The sequence below is a fragment of the Rhizobium sp. BIGb0125 genome, assembly GCF_024810055.1.
Classification (GTDB): domain Bacteria; phylum Pseudomonadota; class Alphaproteobacteria; order Rhizobiales; family Rhizobiaceae; genus Agrobacterium.
Window position 1 is genome coordinate 454670 of sequence record NZ_JANUDV010000004.1, and the last position, 20429, is coordinate 475098.

The window sequence follows — 20429 nt, forward strand, 5'->3', positions numbered from 1 at the left end:
CGTGAAGCGTGATGCCTCAGTAAAGGCCACGCGGAAAATAGCGGCGATAGATCTCGTCCAGCTTGCCATTGCGTGACAAGGTCGCCAGCGCCTGATCAAAAGCCGGGATGAGGACATTTTCGGGATCATTCGCCATAATCGTCAGACCTTCACCCAGGAATTTGTCGGACATATAGGGCCCGTCAAACAGCTCACAACAATCCGCTGACGCTGCGCCAGATACCCAGAATGGCAAACGCAATCCATCGGCAAAAATGGTATCTACAGCACCGGTTTTGACAGCCTCGAACAGCTCGTCGTAATTTTTATATTCGGTGCTGGTAATGTCAGGGAAAAAGGCTTTCAGCATTGCCTGGTGGCGAGAGTCAGCGACAACACCGACCTTGCGTTTGGCCAGTGCAGTTGCTGCACTACCTTGCAACTTGGCATTCTTGTTGGCGACAAAACGCGCTGGCAGCATCATATAGGGACGGGAAAACGAAAAACGCTGGCGCAGCGAACCGGTGACCGCCATGCCAGAAACGACTGCATCCCCCTCACCCATCTCCACGGCCGCTTCCAGCTCATCAAACGGCAGGGCCTGCATCTGGCACTTTGCGTCCATTTTCAGCTGCGCACAGACTTCGCGCACCAGATCGACGTTAAAGCCGGTCAGGCGGCCATTCTGGTCGGTGAAATTAAACGGCGGAAAATCAACCGACATCAGGAAACGAATGCTGCTTATGTCAGAGATATTGGCGCTAGGAAGACGCTCGCGTGTATCAAACAAGACCGGAAGCATGCCATCGGTATTCTTCTCAGCGCTTTCTGCCGGCGCACTGAACAGAATGCCCAGCGTTGCTAGAAATATCGAAAGGCTCGGTAACTTCAGCGGTGCAAGCTGGCGGGGCATGGGCATGATCCATCTTGGATGTAGGAGGCCATCAGTTCAGTGGCAGTGTAACAGAATGCTACATACTGAATATACAACCGAACGGTCACTATCCATGTCTAAAAATTGTCAGCTGTTTTTTGCAGCGATAGGTGATGATAACCGAAGTGAGCCAGAAAAGCTGGCCCACCTGAATTTTGGTGCCGATCTGATCAGATGCCTGCTGTTTGTTAAAACAGCTCCGCATCAAGCGCCATGATTGAAAGCGCGCCGTTCTTAATGGCTTTGGCCAAAGCCTCGGTTTGTGGCAACATGCGATGGGCAAAAAAATCTGCAAGCACAGTTTTTCGACGTTCGAAATCGTTTGTTTTGCCGGCCGCTTCTTTTGCCATTTTTGCCCACATCCAGCCGAAGCACACAAGGGCAAACATCCGCTGATAATCGGTTGCCGCAGCGCCCGTAAAGGCGGCGTCACTTTGGCGCGAAAACAGGGTTTCCGTAACGGCTTCCAACTGCTTTAACGCGGCAAGAGAACTTTCAGCGATTGTTTTCGCTGCGTCTGTCTTGGCAGCACTTTGCATGTCCTGGCGCATTGTTTTGAACAAACCTCGCACCACTCCACCGTTCTCAAGTGGTAATTTGCGGCTTACGAGATCAAGCGCCTGTACGCCATTGGTACCCTCATAAATCTGGGTAATTCTGGCATCTCTGACAAACTGCTCCATACCCCATTCGCGGATGTAACCGTGCCCGCCAAATACCTGCTGGGCCAGCACTGCAGTTTCGAAGCCGAAGTCGGTGAAAGACGCTTTCACGACAGGTGTCAAAAGCGCCACCAGATTGCCGGCCTCATTCCTTGTCTTTTCACCCGAATGCCGGTCTGCGGTGTCCATTTGCAAGGCTGTCCATACCGCCAGGGCGCGCGCGGCTTCGATAAAACTGCGTCCGGTCAACAGCATCTTGCGCACGTCAGGATGTTCGATAATTGGCACCGGACTGTGCGCGCCATCTGCTGAGCGGCCTTGTAAACGCTGACGTGCGTAATCGCTCGCTTTTTGTACGGCCGCTTCAGCAATGCCCAACCCTTGAATGCCGACCATAAGTCGCTCGGCATTCATCATCGTGAACATGGCGTTCAGCCCACGACCTGCCTCACCAACAAGCCACGCTGTCGCTCCGTCATAATTCATGACGCAGGTTGGTTGGGCGTGGATACCCATCTTGTGTTCCAGCGAGCCAACGGACATGGTGTTGCGATCACCCAGGCTACCATCCGCGTTGACAAGGAATTTCGGCGCCAGAAACAGGCTTATGCCTTTCACGCCTTTCGGGGCATCTGGCAGACGTGCCAATACTAGGTGGATGATATTGCCGTCAAAGTCGTGGTCGCCTGAGGAAATGAATATTTTGGTGCCTTTGAGCTTGTAGCTGCCGTCACCAACCGGTTCGGCCCGTGTGCTCAGCAGACCAAGATCAGTGCCGGCCGATGCCTCGGTGAGAGCCATTGCGCCTGTCCATTCACCTGAGGTCATTTTGGATAGGTATGTCTGTTTCAAGGTGTCGTCAGCATGGTGGGCAATTGCTTCAGCGGCGCCCCGCGTCAGGCCTGGGAAAAGCCCAAATGACAGATTGGCCGAAGCCATCATCTCATCCAGCAGCAGTTGCAGTACTCGAGGAAGCCCCTGGCCGCCAAACTCCGGATCACCGGATAGCCCGCCCCAACCCGCTTCGACGAATGTCTTGTAGGCGTCCGCCATTCCTTTCGGTGTGCGGACCACGCCGTTTTCCAGAGTGGAACCCTCCTCATCACCAGCCCGATTAATCGGTTCCAGCACACCCGTTGCAAACTTACCGGCCTCTTCCATGACGGTGACCGCAAGTTCGGCATTGACCTCCTCAAATCCCTGGAGGTCTTGCATAACAGCATCGAAGTTGAAAATTCTCTCCAGCAGAAACCCGATATCATCAACCGGTGCGGTATATGGCGCCATTTCAGATTTCCTCCACCCTTGGAATGCCGCGTCCTTACAGGGATGATGGCACACCACCTGTTTGACCCTCAATGTACCAAACGACTGTTACACTTTTCAAGAACGAAAATTTTCACGAATCTATACCGGTCTCTCGGTTGAAGGGTCGACAGTTAGGTGGCGCCTTGAATGGTCTTTGCCATTACTGAGTCAGGCAATATGTGCGGAAACAGGGTTCAGCTAACGTGTAAGTATAATGCATTCTTGTTGCCGCTGACCTCTGGCAGGGGCGGCAATGATTCGCGGTTTTTGATGAATGAACCGTCTGAATGTGTCAGTCTGATAATGAAATGGCTAACAGTTGACGGCTCTGCACTCAACAGGCGGGTATCTGCGGGTAGCTGTGCTTTCAAAATAAAGTCACTCAAGAGTGACATAGGTAATTATTTGAATTATATATAGAAAAATGATTTTGCTAATTTAGTTTTATTATAAAATTCTCCCGGTTTCCGCCTTAAGTGTAAACGGCTAGAGCGTTGTTTTCTGTGGTGTAAAAGCACTGTTAACCTTCACTTCTGGACGAAGTGTCAGAATCATGTTCTACGTCTTGGCGGGCATAGGTCGGCAAACCGACAAAATGCCGCCAAGGGGAGAATATGACGATAGTTGAGCGTGCAGGCGCCAAAGCTGTAGTGAAGGAAGACGCTGGTAGTAAAATCATGCGTCACGCTACCGTTTTGTCTGGTCAATTGCAGCAACTCAGAACTCGTATGTATCCCCCAAAGGCTGAAAAATCATTGCGTCATTTTATGACCAATGAGGTTTCCAGATTGACGTCCATTCCTGACTCCACCCTGAAACTGATGTCCAGCGAAGGACGTGGACCCGTTCCGAGTCGGTTGGAGAACAATCACCGAGTTTACACTCTTCCGCAAATTAATGAGCTGCGCGAACTGTTTGCCAAGCAGAAGCCCGCCGACGCGCTTCGTTTTCTGCCGCGTCGGCGTGCTGGTGAACATTTGCAGGTGTTGGCGATCGCTAACTTCAAGGGCGGTAGTGCCAAGACGACAACCTGTGTCCATCTCGCGCACTACCTCGCTCTGCAAGGCTATCGGGTGCTGGCGCTTGACCTGGACCCACAGGCTTCGTTGTCAGCGATGTTTGGTGCGCAGCCTGAAGTGGATGTTGGTGCAAACGAGACAATATATGCGGCGCTGCGCTATGAAGATGCTGAGCGGCGTCCAATTCGCGACATTATCCGCAAGACCTATTTTGACGGTATTGATCTGATACCCGGCAATCTTGAGGTCATGGAATATGAACATGAGACACCGCGTGTACTCGCCAATAAGTCCAGTTCCGGCGCGATCTTTTTCGAACGACTGAAGTTGGCTCTTGATGAGGTTCAGGACGACTATGATATCGTTATCCTGGATACGCCGCCATCTCTTGGCTTTCTGACGTTGAGCGCTATCTACGCTGCCACCAGCATGATCATCACTGTGCATCCTGCCATGTTGGATGTCGCGTCGATGAGCCAGTTTCTATTGATGATGGGTGATTTGATCGGCGTTCTCAACGAGAGCGGCGCGCAGCTCGATCAAGATTTCATACGGTATTTGATTACACGTCATGACCCGAATGATGGGCCTCAGTCCCAAGTGGTGGCAATGCTACGTCACCTGTTTGGCACCGATGTTCTGTTGCCAACATCGATTGAAAGCACAGCCGTGGAAGCGGCCGGACTTGCCAAACGTTCCCTCTATGAACTGGAGATGGGACAGATCGGCCGGGATACTCATAAACGTGCTCGCGAAGCCGTCGATGCCGTGAACGAAGCGATCATTGATTTGATCAATAGCAGTTGGGGGCGCAAATGAGCAAAGGATCTCGCAAATCGATCGTGGCCAGTTTCGGACTGCTTTCGGCTGAGTTGGAAAATCACCTGAAGGGTGAGGTATCTGCACCGGCAGTGGCACCTCAGGCTGCCAACAATCGTGTGGGAGCTGGTGTCATTGGTGCTGCACATCGTGCCATCGATGATATTCGTGCCGAGCGTGACCGTTTGAAAGCTTTGGTAGAGGCTGGTGGTGGTTCACTGCTGATGCTCGACACCGCCGTTGTTGACCCCTCGCCCTATCCGGACCGTTTGCCGGAAGATGACCCGGATGCATTTCAGGCCTTCAAGACGTCGATTGAGACTGACGGACAGAAGGTACCTATTCAGGTTCGCAAACACCCAACGGCAGCCGGCCGCTATCAAATTGTCTACGGTCATCGCCGGTGGCTCGCCGCCAAGGAACTGGGAAAGCCGGTTCAGGCAATGGAAGTGGATATTTCCGACCTGGATCTTGTTGTCGCGCAGGGTATTGAAAATGCCAGCCGACAGGATTTGAGCTGGATTGAGCGTGCCTTGTTTGCATCGCGTATGGATATGGCCGGGATAAAGCCGCGCGACATTTATGCGGCGCTTTCAATCGATGACGCCGAACTGGCGCGGATGCGTGGCGTTTACCGCACAGTACCAGCCGACGTGATTGAGGCCATTGGGCGGGCGCCAAAGATTGGTCGACCGCGTTGGGTCGATTTCGCTAAGCGCATCAGCGCCAACAAGAATGCTCTGGAGGTAATCCGGAAAACTCTTGCCGATGGCGGTGGTAAGTTGCTGACATCAGACAAGCGGTTCCAGAATGTGCTGGAAGCCATCAAGCCGACGGTCACCGAAAAGGCACCGACCGAGATACTCGACGCCAATGGTGATCGTCTCGTGGCACTGAATACGTCCGCAAAAGAAGTTCGCATTTCTGCCGAGGATCAGCTTGGCAAGGAATTCATCAAGTTTGTTGCTGAGCAATTGCCGACACTCGTCGAGCAGTTTTCGCTTCAACGCGCAAAAAAGAACAACTGATAGCACAAGCTATCTTGTTGATCGAAAACGAAGAAAGGTATTTACCGCAAAAGAAAAAGGCCCCCAAACGTTGCCGCATGGAAGCCTCTCTCAGATTTAGCACTTCGAGAATCGCATTTCCATGATTCACAGTCAAGAGTTTTCGGCATCTTTTTGGTGAGCGGATTTCTGTTGCCTTAAAAGAGGTAAAAGAAGATGCAACCTGTCAATGTAACGACGCCCTTTGGGCGGCGGCCGATGACGCTTGACCTGATGAAACGGCAAGTCGCTTCGGCTCAGATTCAATCCGGTAAAACCGCCGATAAGTGGAAAGTGTTTCGTGATGTGTGCGAAGCTCGAGGTATGCTCGGCGTGCAGGACAGATCACTTGCAGTGCTTGATGCGCTTTTGAGCTTTTATCCTGAAACAGAACTGCGTCAGGGTGACCAGCTCATCGTATTTCCATCAAACGCAAGTCTTTCAGTTCGCGCCCATGGCATGGCGGATGCAACATTACGCCGGCATTTGGCAGCATTGGTTGGAGCAGGTCTTATTGTCCGCAAAGACAGCGCTAATGGCAAGCGGTTCGCCCGCAAAGGTCGTTCAGGGGAAGTCCAGGACGCTTTCGGTTTTGACCTTTCACCAATACTTGCACGAGCAGAAGAATTTGCACACCTGGCGCAAGAGGTGGCTGCAGAGCGTGCGAAGTTCAGACGGTCAAAAGAAGCTCTAACGATATGCCGACGCGATGTTCGCAAGCTCATCTCGGCCGCGATCGACGAAGAGGCAGACGGCGATTGGCATGCTGTTGAAGAAGTTTACAACGAGCTGGTTGCGCGTATTCCAAGGTCGCCGACGACCGATGAACTGAATTCGCTGCTCGATGAGATGCTGATGCTCAGGGCAGAGGTACTCAATCTGCTGGAAACACTAGCTAATTCAAATAATATAAGCGGCAATGCAGATCATTTTGAGCGGCACAAACAGAATTCAAATACCAAGTCTCTTAATGAACTTGAAGCTAGCTCAGAAAATGAGCTCGACCCGAAACTTGGTGTCAAAACAGCCAAGCCGAATGTGGAGCTGAAGGCATTTCCTTTGGGTATGGTGCTTCGCGCCTGCCCCGAGATTGTGCCCTATGGTCCGTCCGGCGTTATTGAGAATTGGCGCGATTTGATGAGTGCCGCGGTGACTGTTCGCTCAATGCTGGGTGTCAGCCCGTCCGCCTATCAGTCGGCGTGCGAAGTCATGGGCCCTGAAAATGCGGCGGTTGCTATCGCCTGCATTCTGGAACGAGCACAGCACATCAATTCAGCTGGCGGGTATCTGCGCGATTTGACCAAACGCACAGCACTTGGCGAATTCTCATTGGGACCAATGTTGATGGCTCTGCTGAGAGTGGCTGGGACTAATCAACGCCAGGCGGGGTGACGCGGTGGTGTCATGTGCAAATGAGCTTGTCGGGGTTTGTCTTTATAAAAGTCCAACGTCTGATTTCCGAAATCGGTCGGTGGTTCATAGCAAGACGATGGTAGTCGACTGATGTCGGAAGCATTAATCGCTGGCAGCCGAGTGTGGAAGATTGCAGCGAACCGGCGGACTTAAAGTCGATTTCGCAAGTGGCATTAAATGGAAACAGAATTTGTTTCGAAATGCCACTGCTACTGTTGGTGAGATTTTGGCCCGATGGCTCGGCATATTTCCAGGCCGAGAGAAAATAGTGAGGTCAGCTCGCGCTTAGCGAGATTTGCAGCGGAAGTGATTATCAACCATCGATCAACTCAACTGTACAAAAAAGGCAATGAGCCACTGAAGTGGATGTGACGTTTTTAATTGTCGGTGGAAAGGGGGAAAAGGACACGCCAATCTATTGGCGATATGGGACGACAGTGACGGCTAATGTAAAGCCGCCCATTAGGGCAAAATAAAACCCTGTCAGTTGACAGGGTTTTAGGTGTTTCTGTTTGCCTGAATCAGGGGCCTTCGCTGGTATCGAGGCTATGCTGAATATAAAGTGCACGCAATTTTTGGCTTATAGGACCAGGCTTTCCGTCGCCGATATTTTGTCCGTCGATAGCGATGACGGGCATAACGAAAACCCCGGCCGAAGTGATAAATGCTTCCGCGGCTGATTTTGCTTCATCAGGTGTAAAAGACCGCTGTTCCGTCGGAATACCGGCCTTATCTGCGATATCAAGAATTGATCCGCGGGTAATTCCATGGAGCAGAGCATTTGATAATGCGCGGGTGATAAGTGTGCCATCGCTGGTCACGATATGAAAATTGTTGGATGTGCCCTCGGTGATGAAACCATCCTCGACAAAGAGAGCATCATCTGCGCCCTTGCGTTGGACTTCCATCTTCGCCATCGACGAATACAACAATTGTACGGTCTTGATCTGGCGATTGGACCAACGGCCTTCAGGGACCGTGGCGACCGAAATTCCGGTTTCCCATCGTGGATTTGCCAAGACATTGCGGGCCTGGGTAAACATCACAATTGTTGGCTCGAGACTGGCACTATAGAGAAAGTCGCGATCTTCAGCACCACGCGAGATTTGCAGATAGATCAAACCGTTCGTAAGTTCATTTCGGCGAATGATTTCGAAATGGAGCGACTTGAGAACATCATTGGTCACCGGCGGTTTGATACCGAGCGCTTCGAGTGAACGGGCGAGACGTGCCGCATGGCCAGTGAAGTCGATCAGCCTGCCGTTAGCGACTGCGGTTACTTCATATATCGCATCGGCGAAAAGATAACCGCGATCGAAGACAGAGACCTTGGCGTTTTCTTCCGCGACCCATTCACCGTTGACATAAACGGTCCTGCTCATTTCGCTTTTCCTTTAATGAATTTTGAAGCTCACCCGTCCTACAACATGTGTAATTAATGGGGAATTGCTTTCCTTTCGAATGCCGGTTGAATACGGTTTGCCCAGTTACACTCATTTCCAAAAAAGGTGTTTTTGATAGATGTCCCAACTGCCGCCTATTGCATTTGTCTCGCGGAGTGATGCCGCCTCCGAAGCCGTCTGGATCAGTGCCTTGAGTGCGGCTTTACCTCAAGAGACAATCATCTCTTTTTCGGCAATGTCGGATGATGAAAAGCAGCGCGCAGAAATTGCTGTTGTCGCCAATCCCGACCCCGAACATATCGCAGCACTGCCAAACCTGAAGTGGGTTCATAGTCTTTGGGCCGGCGTTGAACGTTTGGTTGCGGAGTTGGGTCCAAAGGCTCCACCTTTGGTTCGACTGACTGATCCAGAACTTTCGCGGGTTATGTCTGAGGCTGTTCTTGCCTGGAGTTATTACCTCCAACGGGATATGCCCGCTTATCGGAAGCAGCAACAGCATCGTGTCTGGAAGGAACTGGAGTATCGGCAACCGAGCGAAATGGCCGTTGGTCTGATCGGCCTTGGCGAGTTGGGTGCAGCTTCTGCCCGAAAACTGAAAGATGCAGGTTTCAACGTGATTGGCTGGAGCCGCTCGATGAAATCGCTAGCCGGAATTGAAACAGTTGCCGGTGATGAGGGGTTGAACACCATGTTGCAGCGTAGCGATATTGTTGTCTGCCTCGTGCCACTCACCGAGCAGACCCGTGGATTGCTCAATGCATCTCGGTTTGGAATTATGAAAAAGGGCGCCAGCCTTATCAACTTCGCACGCGGACCGATTATCGTGACTGATGACCTCTTGGACGCTTTGGACAGTGGTCAGCTTTCACACGCTGTACTCGATGTCTTCGAAGTAGAGCCGCTACCCGATAATTCGGCGTTTTGGGATCATGAAAAAGTGACAGTACTACCGCACATTTCCGGACCGACCAGTCGTGAAAGTTCCGCGCGTATCGTTGCTGGAAATATTCGTAACTGGCGGCAAAATGGCACCTTGCCACCGACTGTCGATATTCAACGGGGATACTAGATTTTCGACAAAAATAACCCGGCTTTGATGAGGCCGGGTTATCTTGAAGCGTGATGCGATGAAGCGCACCTGTACTCTTAGAATTTCGTGGTTACGCCAAGGAAGAATGTACGGCCATTTTCCACAAAATTGGATTCGCTCTTTGGCTGCGTATCGAAGATGTTATTGATGCCGGCTTTGAAGTCGACATTCTCATTGAAGCTGTATCTGGTCGAAATATTGGCAACAGCGTAAGGCTCGACGTTCTGAGCGATGAGCGTTTCAGGTGTTGTGACATAATCGACCTGTTTTCCGTAATAGTCACCTGAGAGTGTGAAGCTCAAATTCTCACGGGCCTGCCAAACCAGTTCCGTATGGACGGACATTTCCGGATCCGCAGACAATGGCAGGTTAGTTTCGAGATTCTTCGATTCAAACAGCCAGGTAAACGAGTTTGTCCAGGTCAAAGTGTCGTGTAATGGAATGGAGAAGTTACCTTCCAACCCCTGTGATCTGGCACGGTCAACATTGATCTGTTGAACGTATTTCGTGCCGCCGGCAGTGATTAGGGAAGCTACGCGGGCAGAGGTAATTTTGTCTTCAATTTCATTGAAGAAATAATTCAGGCCTGCCTGCAATCCGGCGGAGTTTTCGTAGAAAAGACCACCTTCGAAACTGTTGCTGGTTTCCGGTTTGAGGTCTGGATTACCGACCATTTCGCAAGGGCCGCCGACAGCACCGCAGCCGCGACCGCGGGATGTTTGCACCCAATTCGGATTGAGCTGGCGAAGATCAGGCGCTTTGAAAGCCTGAGCCCAACCGGTTTTGAAGGTCAAATCCGGAGTGACATCCCAGGTGATGTAAGCGCGTGGAGAAAGATGACTGCCAAACATGTCGTGGTAGTCATAACGCAGACCCGTTGTCAGATGGACAGTTTCGATGATGTCGAGCTTGTTTTCGGCAAACAGCGCAGCTGTCCAATTGTCGGTTTGTGGAGAGCCACTTGTTCCGGTTACTGTATTGGCCTTGCCAAGATTTTCCGGATCGTCCAGTTCTTCGTAACGGAATTCGCTGCCAATAGTCAGGCCATCCGTCCAGAAATAATCCAGCGGCATGGCCAATTTACCGTCCAGCGTGTAGCTGCGAACGGTGATGCTGTTGCCGAGAACCTCGCCCAAACGATCGGTGATGGTGTGTTTGTTTTCGGCATTTTCCATAAAGCCGGTGACTGTCGAGGTGCCAAAGTCCCACTCGCCGACATGGCGAAGCGAAACTGAGGTGCGCTCAATTGTTGTCGGTGTGTCGGCCTCGCCCGGTTCAAGATACGGGATGTAACGCTCACGCCCAAAACCCGCTTCGAGATCAATAACTTGATCGGCTGATGGCGTCCATGTCAAACGACCTGTCAGGTCGAAATCACGTGTGCCGCGTGGTGTCTCCACACCGCCGCCCAAGCTTTCATCAGCTTCTTTTTGTTTACTGACATTGCCAAATGCGCTGAAGGACAGAACATCAGGGATGATCGGACCACTGACGTAACCGCTGAGTTTCTGTTTGGAGCCGGTCAGGGCATTGCTGGGCAACAGCGTTTCTGCGGTCACCGATCCACGCCAGCGATCACTGTTTTTCTTGGTGATGATATTGACGACACCGCCCAATGCATCGGAGCCATAAAGTGTCGACATCGGGCCGCGCACGACTTCGATACGTTCGATTGCATCGATTGGAACCCAATCAAGATCGCCGTTATATTTGCGCATTGTCGTCAGGCCGGAGTTTACGCGCTTGCCGTCTATGAGGATGAGTGTGTAGCTGGAGCCGAGGCCACGTATACTGACACCGCGTGTGCCATTACTGCCAAATCCGACATTAACGCCCGGCTGAGTGCGGATTGCCTCGGAAATATCAGTGACGGCTCTTCGTTCAAATGTATCAGAGTTGATAACCGATACACTGGCCGGTGCGTTGCGCAAATCGGTTGCGACCGACGAGGCTGTCACGACAATCTGTTGAAGCATAAGTGCTTCTTCATCTGTGGCTGTGTCAGCTGACTGTTGCGCGTAAGCGTTTTGAGCAATGAAAATGGCTGTACTCGCGAGGCACGCCAAGGCAATTCGGTGCTTTCCGGCTTTCCGGCTTTCCGGCTTTCCGGCTTTCAGGTTTTCGCTTGGATGCTGGCGTTTTTTTGCGCGCAACATCGTCCCCTGCCCGTCCCCTCGACGGTCAGCGATCAACTTCATGTGACACTCCAGACAATTAACTTGAGTAATGGTATCCACATAATTAACGGCTCTGGTAAGAGCAACCGTGTTGTTTTCGAATGATTCCAAATTTGAATATGTGGAAGTTACGGGGCAGAACGGAGATGTCGTGACAGGGGAAAAAAAGCGACGCGGGGGCGTTGATCAACCACAAGATCGATTAGGACAGTTGCGTCTTTTGATCGTGCTGGACACTCTTTTGCGAGAGGGGAGCGTCAGCCGCGCTGCGGCAAGCATGGGTATACAGCCACCTGCAATGAGCAGAATGCTCGGTCAATTGCGGGAAATTTATGGCGATCCACTATTCCATCGAACGGCGCGAGGGTTGGTGCCGACGCCACTTGCAGATTCCTTGCGGGTTCGTGTTCGGGCACTTGCGGCAGAAACGGATCGGTTGTTAGCGCCGCAAAAGGAGACCGTCTCCTCCTCCAGGCCCGGCGAAACCGGTTGGAGTGGCCCTGCCCTGTTGGATGCACCACCGCTTGCGGTTCGGCCCTCGATGCTTCTGGATGGACAGCCATCACCAGAGCACATCGCCGATAAATTATCCCGGATAGGGGACAACGCACCGCCGATGCAGCGACTTGCGAAATATATCGCACTGTCCGGCGCAGGCGTAGGCCGCAGCCGCTCGCTCAATCAGGAAGAAGCGCAAGACGCCTTATCCATCATTCTCGACGGCGAGGCAGATCCGATCCAGATTGGTGCTTTGTTGGCGACAATGCAGTTCCGCGGTGCAACGACATCGGAATTTGCAGGTTTTGTCACGGCACTTCGTGCTCATCTCAAGGCATCGGATGTCGGAACCACGACGGCTGATCTTGATTGGCCGGTATATTTATCACCGAAGTTACGCACCTCTCCCTGGTTCATGCACGCCGTTTGACTGGTTAATATGGCTGGTTACCGCGTGGCAATGCACGGTTCTGCCGGCGGTGGTCAGGACGAAGCAAAATTTGTTATCGCTGCGAAGATGTCGGGCATTCCCGTTTGCGCATCGATCAAAGATGCAAAAAATGCGCTGAAGACGGCTGCGAGCGTCTTTATTCCAATGGAAACCCTCGATGCACAAATTACCCGGCTTATCGGTCTGTATCCGTTGATGGAAATGCGCTCGCCGCTCAATACGATTCTGCAGTTGATCAATCCCTTGGGTACGAAGGCCAGCATCATGGGTGCGTCGGGATCCGCGCGACGGGATCTACACCGCGATATTGCGATGTTGCTGGGTGTGCAGCAACTGTCCATCATCGGCAATATCAGGGATATTCCGGAATTTGGCCCGTTCAGAACGACGACAATCTATCGTTTGCTGGATGGTGCATCCTATGATTTTTCTATTCCGGGCATGAAGCAGCCAGGTGCAGAACCGGACACGTTGATGACGATGCGGGAATACTGGTTTGCGGTTTGGACAGGTGCGGCGCGTGATGAACGCATGGAAATGGTGATTTGCGCGACGGCCGCCATGGCGCTGATGACGATTGAATGTGCATCGGCGGATAGTTTTCTGGAATACTATCAACGTGCGTTGAGACTATGGAAGGACCGTCTGGTGGCGGCTGCGTAACCATGGTCATGAGTATGACAGCACCTTCAAAATCCCCAATATGATGCAACAGCTATAAAGTGGCCGCGTTAAAACCCAGCGTCTGAAATGTATTGTGGAAATATGGATTGAAAGATTGGCGAGATATTGAAGGTGCCGTTAAGGCCATGATCTAAAAGGATAAATCCCGTTTCTTCGATCACGGTCTTGCCTTATGTTGTGGCACTTTTTATCTCAAAAAATGCCACAACAAATATCGTTCGGATGTCAAATTACCGGATAGAGGGACCAGAAAAACAGTTCGTGTTCCTGCTCCACATCCTTACGAGATGCCTCGTCGCGCGAAGTGCGTGCCGCAGTTTTTTCACTGCCCGTTTCTGACTTGTTCTCGGGCATTTTGCGGCCGAGACCGAAGAGGTCAAAGGAAAGCATGTTCATACCTGCTACCATTTACGTATCTCCTGTCTAATCGTTTACGTCCCGTTAAGTGTGCTTTGTTGCCACTTTTTCGTCAAGATTGGTCAGGCAATCAATTTTCTATTTTTTCTGTAGACTATAGCAAGAATGTTTACTGATGGAACGCGAGAGAAAATGCGGGCTTAATTTGGGTCTTCGTAGGTTTTTGCCAGAGCTGAGTGGGCAGAGATCGCGTCATGTGCGACATCAAAATGTTTGATTAGGGAGATATAGGCATCGATATTGGCGGTGACTGCGTCTCGAGCGGCGCGACGTCCTGTGTGGTTGAAGCGGAGAAGTCGTTCCGCGCCAGGACCTACACCCGATGTGAGATCAGATCCTGCACCCCGTGATCGAGCTGCGAAGTCATTCAACGCGATTTTTTCTGGTAATATGACGGTTGTCACAAGCGCGGATGCCTGGTCTTTTTCCACCCATAGCGTGGCGCCCAGGGCTTGCAATGCACTGCGGGTGGCGCTTGCCGCGCGCTTATGACGCGTCACAATGTGGGCAATTCCCTCTTGCTCCACACGCTGCAAAGCTGCTCTCAAGGCATAGAATTCCAGTGGCGCCGGTGTGCCAGGGAGTGCACCTCTCCCTATCTCAAGCCATTGTTTTTTCTGGTCAATCAGCGACAACATGGACTCGCGTGGGGGATTATCATGATCAAGAAATGCCCATGCCGCTTTGCTAATCGAGATCGCAGATAGTCCGGCTGGACCTGCCAAAGATTTTTGCGGGCCAATGACGGCGATGTCTATGCCCAGCCTGTCGACCTCCAATGCGTGGCCGCCGACGGAAGCAACGGCATCCACCACGGTGACAATGCCGCGTTTTTTTGCAAGGGCAACGATCTCCTCCAATGGATTGAGAATGCCACTGGCCGATTCCGCGTGCACCACTGCAAGGATTTGGATGTCAGGTTCTGCATCAAGGGCGGCTTCGACAGCTTCGATTGTGATCGGTTTGGCTGGGGCAGCCTGCAAGTTGGTCACTTGCACGCCGCCGCGCGACAGCCAGCCGCCGAACCAGCTGCCATAGGGGCTGGTGACGATGTTGAGTGCGGTGAGGTCTGGTCGTGCCAGACTGGTCGCAACGGCTTCAAGTGCCAGCACCGCTTCTGCCTGAATTAGGAGAACATCGTTTCGAGTGCCAAGTATCGCTGCCAACTGGTCCGCCAATGGCGCATAGGCATTGGCCGGGAAAGGGGGTGTGTCGAGCAGGAAAGTCCAGTCACGGTTCGGCATTGCGGATGTCCTCATGCAATATATTAAGCCGCGGAACGGCCTCAGTCAGTTGTTTGGCGGCGGCAGATTGCGGTGCGGCAATGACTTTGCCGGTAACACCGCTTTCAACGATATGCCCTTTTTCCATCACCGCAATGCGATGGCAGACAGCCCGAATAACGGCAAGATCGTGTGATACAAAGATGCAGGCAATGCCGGTATCACGCTGAATTTCAACAAGAAGTTTCAAAATTCTGCTGCGAACGGAGACATCAAGCGCAGAGACGGCTTCATCCATCACCAGTAAATCGGGGCGTAGTGACAGGGCCCGGGCGATCGCAACACGTTGGCGTTGCCCACCTGATAGAGCCATGATCGGGCGTACGGCGTAACTGGCTGGTAGACCCACACGTTCCAGCAATCGGTGAATTTCACGCTCACGTCCCGTGGCTGGCACAATATTGTGGATGCGCAACGGATCGCCAATCGCACTTGTGACCGTTGCGTGTGGATTGAAGGCCCCTACAGTGTCCTGAAACACCATCTGCATGTGCTTGCGCTGTTTTCGAAGCGCTGCCTGCGGCAGAGCCAGCCAGTCCTGTCCTTGAAAACGAATAGACCCGCTATCCGGTGGAACAAGCCGCATTAAGATACGGGCTAGTGTCGATTTTCCGCAACCTGAAGCGCCGGCAAGACCCAACGTTTCGCCTTTTTCGACGCTGAAGGTGATATTGGACAGTGCCGTCACCTGGCGTGGTCCGCCGTCATAGGTTTTTGACAGTCCTGTTACCTGCAGCAGTGGTTCGGTCATTGTTGGGGCTCCAGCACCAGCGGTGGCGTGGAAAGATCAATATGCGCGGAAATCAGTTCGCGCGTGTAGGGATCTTCGGGAGAGTTTATGACCTCACTCGCCCTGCCCTGCTCTACAAGCCGTCCGGATTGCAAAACAGCAATGCGGTCCGCCAGACTGCTGGCCAAAGCGATGTCGTGAGTGATGAAGATCAGCGTCATGCCTTCCTCTTGCACCAGACCATCGAGCAGTCGGGCAATTGCCGCCTGAGTGACGCTATCAAGCGCACTTGTGGCCTCGTCGGCTATCAATATGGATGGCTGTGCCGCAATGGCTGCTGCAATTGCTACACGTTGTTTCTGGCCACCTGAGAGCTGATGTGGATAGGCATTCACCAAGCGCTGAGGTTCCGGCAATTGAACCCGTTCCAGCAGGTCCACAGCCTGTCTCAACGCCTGTCGATAGGAGATATCGAGATGCTGATGTGCAGTTTCGGCGACTTGCTCGCCTATTTTCAGCACAGGATTGAGGCTACTTCCAGGATCTTGAAAAACATATGCCAGTTCACGACCGGCTTGTGGGCGGGCTTTTATGCGCTTTCCATGCAGGGCCCAATCAATTGAGCCGCTCGATTTAGCGCCCTGCGGTAAAAGTCCCGCGAGAGATCTGGCCAGTGTCGTTTTGCCAGAACCGCTTTCACCGATGATTGCCAGTCTCTCTCTTGCATAGATCTCAAGGTTAATATCTGTCAATGCCGGAGTTCGTTGTTTGGGGTAGGTTATGCCGAGATTTTGGATATGGCACAGTGGAAGCGTCATTGGTCCCCTCCCCTGTCGCTTTTCGACAAAGCCTGATTGATACCTTCGCCCAGAAGATAAACACCCAGCACCAGTGTCAGCAAACCAAGGCCCGGTATGATGGAGAGCGATGGTGCTGAGCGAAGCACATTACGTCCCTCGGCAATCATCGATCCCCAGGTGACGATGTTCGGGTCTCCCAGTCCCAGAAACGACAAAGCGGCTTCTGTCAGCACGGCTGCTGCGACGATGATGGCAGCCAGTGCCAGAACCGGTGGCAGGGCATTGGGCAATATCTGCCTGAAGGCGATTTCAAGCGGGTGCATGCCGATCGTGCGGGCAGAGGCGACGTAATCGCTTTCACGAATGGACAACACCTGTGCGCGCGTCAAACGGGCGGGATCAGCCCATGCGCCGAGTGCAATTGCGATGACCACAATTGGCATGGAGGTACCGATGGTACTGACGAAGGCAAGTGCCATGAGAAAGCTGGGCACGATTTGAAAGGCGTCAGTGACACGCATCAGTGCCTCATCAATCAGGCCACTGGCGAAACCGGCAAGGGTGCCAATGATCGTACCGAGGGTTATTGCGGCGATAGCTGCGGCCAGTCCGACGGCGAGTGACGCACGTGTGCCATGTACCAGCCCGGCCAGAACATCGCGGCCCAGCCTGTCGGTTCCGAGCGGAAAGCTCATGTCAGTGAACGGCGGAATGAGTGGCGCACCGGCAATCGACAGAGGATCGGCAGGAAAAAGATAGGGCGCAGCCAGCGCAATCGCGCTCAGTGCGAGCAGGATGATCACGCCGGCCAGTCCCGATGCGGAAGCCATGAGAAAACTGAGCTGTTTCATGTGCCGGTGGTCCCTGCCCCGACGCGCGGATCAAGCGTGGCATAGAGGATGTCGACAAGCAGGTTGACGACAATCACGAACACGGCGCTGACAAGAATGATGCCCATCAACAATGGCGTATCTCGTCCCGACACAGCTTCCTGCGCTAGACGTCCAAACCCCGGTATGGCAAATACGCTTTCAATCACTACGCTGCCCCCCAGCATCGCCGCTGACTGCAAACCAAGCACCGTGACGAGTGGTAACAGGGCATTGCGTGCGACATGGCGTAGAACGATCCTGCTGCGTGAAAGTCCCTTCGAGCGGGCAAACAGTACGAAGTCGAGTTTCCAGATGCCGGCCATGGAGGTGCGCATGACACGCAGGAAAAGTGCCAGATAGATCAGACCGAGACTGGTAACCGGCAAGACGAGATGTCTGGCGATGTCCAGTGCCCTCGCCCATCCCTGTTTGCCCGACGCGATGGTTTCAATACCGGATGTCGGAAACCAGCGAAGCTGAACCGCGAATATAATGGCAAGCACCAGGCCGAGCCAGAAACCCGGCATGGCGTAAAGTGCCAGTGAAGAGACCGACAGGAACCGATCACGCACACTTCCCGGTTTCGCCCCGGCAACAATGCCAAGCGCTGAGCCCAATGCGAAAGAAATGGCTGTGGCGCTTCCCATGAGTAGTAGCGTATTCGGCAGCCGTTCGAGTATGAGCGCAAGCACGGGGCGATCGAAGGACAGAGACCAGCCAAGGTCTAAACGCGCTATGGAGCCAACGTAGAGCCAAAGACGGGCAAGCATGGATTGGTCCAGGCCGTATTGCGCCCGCAGTGTCTGCACAAGGTTCGCATCGCCGCCACCAATCGAGGTTAGATAGGCATCAACGGCGTCTCCCGAGGCGTTTTCAAGCAAAACAAAAGTAAACAGCAAAACGATCAGCAGGACCGGAATGGCGCTGACGGCTCTTCGTTTCACTAATGTCATGGACCGGCGCATAGCTGATATCCCCGACTATCGATATTCTTGCGAGCGCAGCCAATCAGTATTCGGAAGCATTGACCAGCCTGTTGTGAAAATTTGTCATCCCGAACTTCGGCCGGTGGTAAAGCCACGGCGATAATTGCTGAACTCGAAAACGTCGATACTGCAAAGTGCAGCAGATTTTTATGGAGGCCGACTGTTGTTGAAGTTAGGGTTTGGGAGAGTTGTCACCCTGCCAAACCCTGTCAGGTGTCAGGAAACCAGTTCCGTATCTGCCCAGTTCGAAACCGCCCAGCGTGGGTTGCTTGCCACGTTCTGCACGGTATCGCGGGCAACGGTGATGAAGCCCCACTCAGCAACATTGATGAGAGGCAGATCCTCGGTGACCTTTTTTTGGAACTCCTTGTAGAGTTCCGTACGGGTCTCTGTATTGACCGCCTCGGCAGCCTTGTCGATCAGCGCATCCAGATCCTTGTTTTCATAGCCACCCTGATTGGAGAAGCCGACACCAGCCGGTGTGCCTGATTTGACGAGAATGGTGGTGGAGATGGCCGGGTCTCCACGGAACACAGGTGGAGCAATCGCCAGATCAAATGCATGATCGGTGTAGACTGCCTTCTGATGTGCGGCGGAATCATTGTTGACCAGCTCGGCATCAATGCCGACTTCCGCCAAAGCCTGCCGCAGATAGGCACCAAACTGTTTGGTTTCATTAAAATAAGGTGCCGGCAGTAGCTTCAGCGAGAAGCGATTACCGCCCTCCCCGCGCTTGTAACCAGCCTCATCAAGAAGGGCGTTGGCCTTAGCAACATCGAAATCATAGGTCTCCACGTCGTCCGTGTAGAACTCAGGCGCATTCTTGGGTACAGGGCCGCTCGAGGCCGTTGCATAACCAAGGAAGATGGTGTCGACCACGAACTTCTTGTCGATAGCATGCGCAATCGCTTGGCGCACCTTAAGGTCGGCCAACTCCTTGCGGCGGTGATTGATTTCGACGACCAGCTGGTAGGTGAGCGCTTCGTAACCGTCGGCAATCACCTTTATGCCCGGCACCTTGGAGATGCGCGACAAGTCTGCCAGCGGAACCGCCGAGAAGGCCGCAAGGTGGATTTCTTCCGCCTCAAGCGCAGCACCCGCCCCTGCCCTGTCTGGCAGAATGCGGTAGATGATTTCCTGCAGCTTCGGTTGGCCGGCATTCCAGTATTTTTCATTGCGTGTCAGACGGTAATACTCACCTGGTTTATATTCCGCAAACACGAATGGGCCCGTACCAACCAGCTTGTTGTTGGCCGGATTGGTGGCAATGTCGGTGCCTTCATAGACATGTTTTGGCAGGACGCTGGTGACGACCGGAAGCGCGTTACGGATAAGCTGGAATGGTGTTGGCTTTGAGAACCGGAAGATTGCGGTATGGGCATCCGGTGTGTCGACGGTTTCGAGATGCGCGAAAACCAGACGGCCGAGGTTCTGCAATGTCTTCCAGACGGACAGCGCCGAGAAAGCAACGTCAGCCGAAGTGAAGGGTTTGCCATCGTGCCAAGTGACGCCCTCACGCAGTTTGAACGTGGCGCTCAGGCCATCTTCAGACCCCTGCCATTCCACGGCAAGACGCGGTGCAAGCCCATCCTTACCATCAAAGGAGGCTTCGGCCAGCGGCTCGATGACCTTGCTGGAAATAAAGAACACGCCGTTTGACGCGACGATCGCAGGATTGAGGTTTTTAGGTTCGGAGTCGGCGGCGACAATCAGACGTCCGGAGGCTGCTTCCTGCGCAAAGCCCCTGCCCGCAAGTGTGGTCGAAGCGGCCAGCAGAATGCTGCTTTTCAAGAGCAGACGTCGGGACAGTGAGGATGAGAAAGACATGATTTCACTCCGATAGATGAGATGCTTCGCG

17 protein-coding genes are annotated in these 20429 nt (G+C 53.0%); 6 read left to right on the forward strand and 11 right to left on the reverse strand.

Translation table 11 applies throughout. From position 1 onward, the window contains the following. Positions 1 to 16: 16 nt before the first annotated feature. Entirely contained in the window at positions 17 to 892 is an 876-nt protein-coding gene (locus M2418_RS13750; protein ID WP_405049419.1) for a transporter substrate-binding domain-containing protein, read from the reverse strand. A gap of 209 nt (positions 893 to 1101) precedes the next feature. Then, on the reverse strand, positions 1102 to 2862 hold the full coding sequence (locus M2418_RS13755) for an acyl-CoA dehydrogenase family protein (RefSeq protein WP_259147186.1): 1761 nt from the start codon (positions 2860 to 2862) through the stop codon (positions 1102 to 1104). 635 nt (positions 2863 to 3497) lie between these two features. Between M2418_RS13755 and repA the strand changes: the two genes are divergently transcribed. The 3 genes from repA (at position 3498) to repC (ending at position 7159) form a co-directional block, all read left to right on the forward strand. Beyond that, positions 3498 to 4721: a plasmid partitioning protein RepA gene (repA, locus tag M2418_RS13760; RefSeq protein WP_192489028.1), complete on the forward strand. Its 1224-nt coding sequence runs from the start codon at positions 3498 to 3500 to the stop codon at positions 4719 to 4721. Continuing rightward, a complete protein-coding gene (gene repB / locus M2418_RS13765; protein ID WP_259147187.1) occupies positions 4718 to 5749 on the forward strand; it encodes a plasmid partitioning protein RepB in 1032 nt (343 codons plus the stop codon). Before repA ends, repB begins: the two co-directional genes overlap by 4 nt. Positions 5750 to 5944: 195 nt before the next feature. Then, positions 5945 to 7159: a plasmid replication protein RepC gene (repC, locus tag M2418_RS13770; RefSeq protein WP_259147189.1), complete on the forward strand. Its 1215-nt coding sequence runs from the start codon at positions 5945 to 5947 to the stop codon at positions 7157 to 7159. 542 nt (positions 7160 to 7701) lie between these two features. On the opposite strand, the gene M2418_RS13775 is transcribed toward repC, so the two are convergent. Then, a complete protein-coding gene (locus tag M2418_RS13775; protein ID WP_250985000.1) occupies positions 7702 to 8562 on the reverse strand; it encodes a D-amino-acid transaminase in 861 nt (286 codons plus the stop codon). A gap of 148 nt (positions 8563 to 8710) precedes the next feature. Between M2418_RS13775 and M2418_RS13780 the strand changes: the two genes are divergently transcribed. Next, entirely contained in the window at positions 8711 to 9652 is a 942-nt protein-coding gene (locus M2418_RS13780; RefSeq protein WP_259147406.1) for a glyoxylate/hydroxypyruvate reductase A, read from the forward strand. Between the two features lie 77 nt (positions 9653 to 9729). On the opposite strand, the gene M2418_RS13785 is transcribed toward M2418_RS13780, so the two are convergent. After that, positions 9730 to 11871, reverse strand: coding sequence for a TonB-dependent receptor domain-containing protein (locus tag M2418_RS13785; RefSeq protein WP_259147192.1), 2142 nt, complete (start codon positions 11869 to 11871; stop codon positions 9730 to 9732). Between the two features lie 130 nt (positions 11872 to 12001). Here M2418_RS13785 and M2418_RS25700 point away from each other — a divergent pair, with 130 nt between their 5' ends. Beyond that, the gene (locus M2418_RS25700) at positions 12002 to 12778 is read left to right on the forward strand and encodes a LysR family transcriptional regulator (protein ID WP_310503204.1); all 777 of its coding nucleotides are present in this window, start codon (positions 12002 to 12004) and stop codon (positions 12776 to 12778) included. A 9-nt stretch (positions 12779 to 12787) separates the two neighbouring features. Further along, entirely contained in the window at positions 12788 to 13462 is a 675-nt protein-coding gene (locus M2418_RS25705) for a hypothetical protein (RefSeq protein ID WP_310503205.1), read from the forward strand. Positions 13463 to 13708: 246 nt separating this feature from the next. On the opposite strand, the gene M2418_RS13795 is transcribed toward M2418_RS25705, so the two are convergent. The 7 genes from M2418_RS13795 to M2418_RS13825 all read right to left on the reverse strand — a co-directional run bounded on the left by M2418_RS13795 (position 13709) and on the right by M2418_RS13825 (position 20398). Continuing rightward, on the reverse strand, positions 13709 to 13891 hold the full coding sequence (locus M2418_RS13795) for a hypothetical protein (protein WP_259147195.1): 183 nt from the start codon (positions 13889 to 13891) through the stop codon (positions 13709 to 13711). A gap of 149 nt (positions 13892 to 14040) precedes the next feature. Continuing rightward, complete coding sequence (locus M2418_RS13800) at positions 14041 to 15144, reverse strand: alanine--glyoxylate aminotransferase family protein (protein ID WP_259147198.1); 1104 nt, start codon at positions 15142 to 15144, stop codon at positions 14041 to 14043. Further along, the gene (locus tag M2418_RS13805; protein WP_259147201.1) at positions 15131 to 15934 is read right to left on the reverse strand and encodes an ABC transporter ATP-binding protein; all 804 of its coding nucleotides are present in this window, start codon (positions 15932 to 15934) and stop codon (positions 15131 to 15133) included. The genes M2418_RS13800 and M2418_RS13805 overlap by 14 nt, the downstream gene beginning before the upstream one ends. Then, positions 15931 to 16731, reverse strand: coding sequence for an ABC transporter ATP-binding protein (locus M2418_RS13810; protein ID WP_259147202.1), 801 nt, complete (start codon positions 16729 to 16731; stop codon positions 15931 to 15933). The genes M2418_RS13805 and M2418_RS13810 overlap by 4 nt, the downstream gene beginning before the upstream one ends. Further along, complete coding sequence (locus M2418_RS13815) at positions 16728 to 17564, reverse strand: ABC transporter permease (RefSeq protein ID WP_250985007.1); 837 nt, start codon at positions 17562 to 17564, stop codon at positions 16728 to 16730. The genes M2418_RS13810 and M2418_RS13815 overlap by 4 nt, the downstream gene beginning before the upstream one ends. Further along, positions 17561 to 18550, reverse strand: coding sequence for an ABC transporter permease (locus tag M2418_RS13820; RefSeq protein ID WP_250985008.1), 990 nt, complete (start codon positions 18548 to 18550; stop codon positions 17561 to 17563). Before M2418_RS13820 ends, M2418_RS13815 begins: the two co-directional genes overlap by 4 nt. A gap of 237 nt (positions 18551 to 18787) precedes the next feature. After that, positions 18788 to 20398: an ABC transporter substrate-binding protein gene (locus M2418_RS13825; RefSeq protein WP_259147205.1), complete on the reverse strand. Its 1611-nt coding sequence runs from the start codon at positions 20396 to 20398 to the stop codon at positions 18788 to 18790. Between the last annotated feature and the right edge of the window lie 31 nt (positions 20399 to 20429).